The 3,403-nt window shown below is 57.2% G+C and carries 4 protein-coding genes; all 4 read right to left on the bottom strand.

Annotated features, from left to right (window positions below; translation table 11 throughout):
* Positions 1–247: 247 nt before the first annotated feature.
* Genes HX875_RS21340 through tnpA form a run of 4 tightly spaced genes read right to left on the bottom strand, consistent with a single transcriptional unit; the run spans position 248 to position 3,191 of the window.
* Complete coding sequence (locus tag HX875_RS21340; protein WP_177045432.1) at positions 248–895, bottom strand: HAD hydrolase-like protein; 648 nt, start codon at positions 893–895, stop codon at positions 248–250.
* Positions 896–955: 60 nt separating this feature from the next.
* The gene (gene tnpC / locus HX875_RS21335) at positions 956–2,482 is read right to left on the bottom strand and encodes an IS66 family transposase (protein ID WP_177045430.1); all 1,527 of its coding nucleotides are present in this window, start codon (positions 2,480–2,482) and stop codon (positions 956–958) included.
* A gap of 50 nt (positions 2,483–2,532) precedes the next feature.
* Entirely contained in the window at positions 2,533–2,868 is a 336-nt protein-coding gene (tnpB, locus tag HX875_RS32855) for an IS66 family insertion sequence element accessory protein TnpB (protein ID WP_177045428.1), read from the bottom strand.
* Positions 2,865–3,191, bottom strand: coding sequence for an IS66-like element accessory protein TnpA (gene tnpA, locus HX875_RS21325; RefSeq protein WP_177045426.1), 327 nt, complete (start codon positions 3,189–3,191; stop codon positions 2,865–2,867). Before tnpA ends, tnpB begins: the two co-directional genes overlap by 4 nt.
* Positions 3,192–3,403: the final 212 nt, after the last annotated feature.

Raw genomic sequence — 3,403 nt, 5'->3', positions numbered from 1 at the left:
CCCTCACAGGGAATGCATTCCAAATTTGGGCGCGACACACCTCTAATGTGGGAGCTGTCGAGCCTTGGCGAGGCTGCGATGGGATCACCGCGGTGTGCCAGGGAGACCGTAAGCGTCCGGTGAAGTCGCCTTTACTGTCCAAACATCAAGACAATGGTGTCCACTTCAGTTTTCCGGACTGGTCAATTAATTGGCTGGGGCTGGCAAGTCAAGAACTGGGGAGCGGCTGGCTCATAGGTCTTGCACCTCAGTCTTTTAGGATTGCATCCAGCAAATGGGTCGGCTGCTCGACTAGCTTGTCGGCACCGCACTCGATCAGCTCATTGCGGGTGCCGTAGCCCCAGAGGACGCCAATGGCAAGTAACCCGTTTTGATGGGCGGCGATAATATCATCGCGTTTGTCACCGATCATCCAGGCGGATTTAGGAAGGATCGCTTCTTTCGCCAGCATTGTATCCAGCAAGTGGGATTTGTCGTCCAGTTTACCGTCCGGCGAAGTACCGAAAACGCTTTGGAAATACTCTCGCAGCCCTGTATCGCTCAGAATGCGCTCGGCAAACCCCTGACGTTTAGAGGTAGCAACGTACAACGCATATCCTTGTGTAGCCAGCGAATCAATAACTTGTCTAATTCCCGTGTAAGCCACTGATCCAGAGATACCGTCCTGCCCATAATGTGTCCGGTACAACTCGACGCCCTCATCGACCCGGTCATCTCCATAAGGCTCTAGCAATTGCGCCATTACCTGAGTCATCGGCGGCCCCAAAAGGTGCGTGATTCCGGCATAGGGCGTGAAGTCATGACCTAGAGCCCGAACGGCGTGAGTCAGACTGACGACAATACCTGGTGCGGAATCAACAAGAGTGCCGTCTAGGTCGAAGATGAGATTTTTCATAGCTTTCCTTTGTCGAACTGTGCGCTCTTGGGTGTGCGCCGGGCATAATGTCTTGCTTGATTAAACCAGTTGCCACTTATGCGGAAGCAGTTGCTCGATCTCGCTGGCCCGCTGCGTCGGCAGCCGCGTCAGTACATCCTTGAGATAAACATACGGATCATGCCCGTTGATGCGCGCTGACTGGATCAAACTCATGATCGCCGCCGCCCGTTTACCACTGCGCAGCGATCCAGCGAAGAGCCAGTTCGACCTACCAAGCGCCCACGGCCTGATCTGGTTCTCCACGGCATTGTTGTCGATGGGCACGGCACCATCATCCAGGTAGCGCGTCAGCGCTACCCAGCGTTTCAAGCTGTAATCTAGTGCTTTGGCCGTGGCCGATCCCTCGGGCACAAGCGCGCGCTGAGCCAGCATCCACTCATACAGTTTTTCAGCGATGGGCACCGCTATTTTCTGACGTAATTGCCTGCGGTCTTCATCGCTCATTTCTTTGGCCTGCCGTTCGACTTCGTACAGGCCGCTGATGGAGTGCAGCGCTTGCTCTGCCAACTGGCTTTTGTTCGCCACATGCAGGTCGAAAAACTTGCGCCGGGCATGGGCCATGCAACCGATTTCGGTGATGCCTTGCTCGAAGCCGGCCTTGTAGCCTGCGAAGTCATCGCACACCAGCTTGCCGTTCCAGGTGCCCAGGAAGTTGCGCGCATGTTCGCCTGCACGGCTGGGACTGAAGTCGTAGACCACCGATCTAAGTGCCGAGAATGGTGTCGTGCAGTAGGCCCAGACGTACGCTCGATGTGTTTTCTTTTCGCCCGGTGCCAACATCTGCACCGGTGTTTCATCGGCATGGACGACTTGCTGTGCCAGCACGGCTTCGCGCAGTGCATCTACCAACGGCTGCATTTGTACGCCAGTTTGGCCGACCCACTGAGCTAGCGTCGAACGCGGAATCGCCAGACCGGCACGGCCGAAGATCTTTTCCTGCCGGTACAGCGGCAAATGGTCTGCAAACTTCGCCACCATCACATGGGCCAACAGGCCTGCGGTCGGGATGCCCTTGTCGATTACTTGGGCCGGCACCGGGGCCTGGATCAGTGTTTCGCACAGACGGCAGGCCCACTTTCCACGCACATGTTGCTCAACCGTAAACACGCCAGGGGTGTAATCCAATTTCTCGCTGACATCTTCGCCGATGCGTTGCAACTGGCAGCCGCAGGCACACTCGGTGTTCTCCGGCTCGTGATGAATGACGGTACGTGGAAACTGCGTTGGTAACGGCGTGCGCTTGGGTTGTTGGCGTGCTTCGTCCGGTGCCGGGGCGGGACGAAGTGCTTTCAACTCGGCGTCGATGGCTTCGAGGTCGGTGTTAAGCAAGTCATCCAGCAAGCTGCCTTGCGCCGGGCTGATCTGCTCACTGCGCTTGACAAACTTGTGGCGTTTGAGGACGGCGATCTCGTGAGAGAGCTGCTCGATGACGGTCTTGTCGCGGCGGCTCTCTCGGCCCATGGTATCGACCTTCGACAGCAACTGCGTTGCGAGTGCACGCAGTTGATCGGGGGGCATTTGGTCGAGATCGGGCAAGGAAGTCATGCCGTGGATTTTACCAAAGCAGCCCACCCGACGCAGCTGGAAGACCCAATTCAGAGCAACGTAATTACGCCGTTAGCGCCAACCCGCTGCCAGGGCAGGCCCAGCACTAGCGCTTGAAGTTGTTCGGCGTCGAGTTCAACTTCGTGGCCTCGATGCGTGCCAGGCCAACGGAACTTGCCTTGGTTCAGGCGGCGCGCTGCCAGCCAGATCCCCACGCCGTCATGTACGAGCACTTTCATTCGATTGGCGCGGCGATTGGCAAACAGATAAGCGCAGTGCGGCTTCGCAGCTCCGAACACCGCGACCACACGAGCCAACGCCGTATCAGTGCCAGCACGCATGTCCATAGGTTCAGTGGCGAGCCAGATGGCGTCGATGCGGATCATTGGAAGAGGCTGTTGATAAAGCGGGCACAGCCGTCCGGGTCGCAGATCGGCCAGTTCACAGTGACTGTTCGCTGTGCGCAAGAAATATCGATGCGGGCTACATCGTGCCGAGCAGGCGTCGCCACAGCGGTCTCAAGCTTCAACGGTACAAATGCGGGCAAGGCAGAAGCCTGCCGGTCACGATAGATAGGAATCCACTTGCGAACCAGATTGGCGTTGATGCCGTGCCGCAGGGCCACGCTGGCGATGGACACGTCAGGGTTGAGGCATTCCTGGACAACTTGGTTCTTAAAGGGTTTGGGATAAGAGGTGCGCTGGCGCATGGTGTTCCTTGAATTAAGGACAATGGTGTCCACGTATTTTTAGGTGGACACCATCGCCCCTAATCTGGGGATTTTGAAGGTGTGTTCGCCATCCGCTTACGGGAGACCGAGTCGTCAGCATCGCGGGCAAGCCCGGCTCCCACAGAGGAGGCATTGCACCTCACACGGAATGCATCCAAATTTGGGCGCGACACACCTCTAATGTGGGAGCT

This window comes from Pseudomonas yamanorum (assembly GCF_013386765.1).
GTDB classification, from domain to species: Bacteria; Pseudomonadota; Gammaproteobacteria; order Pseudomonadales; family Pseudomonadaceae; genus Aquipseudomonas; species Aquipseudomonas yamanorum_A.
The sequence above is the reverse complement of the archived record's forward strand: the minus strand, read 5'-3'. Positions and strand labels throughout refer to the sequence as shown.

Coding starts and splice junctions, on each gene's coding strand:
- tnpB (WP_177045428.1), bottom strand. CDS start 2,868: ATGATCCGCATCGACGCCATCTGGCTCGCCACTGAACCTATGGACATG.
- tnpA (WP_177045426.1), bottom strand. CDS start 3,191: ATGCGCCAGCGCACCTCTTATCCCAAACCCTTTAAGAACCAAGTTGTC.
- HX875_RS21340 (WP_177045432.1), bottom strand. CDS start 895: ATGAAAAATCTCATCTTCGACCTAGACGGCACTCTTGTTGATTCCGCA.
- tnpC (WP_177045430.1), bottom strand. CDS start 2,482: ATGACTTCCTTGCCCGATCTCGACCAAATGCCCCCCGATCAACTGCGT.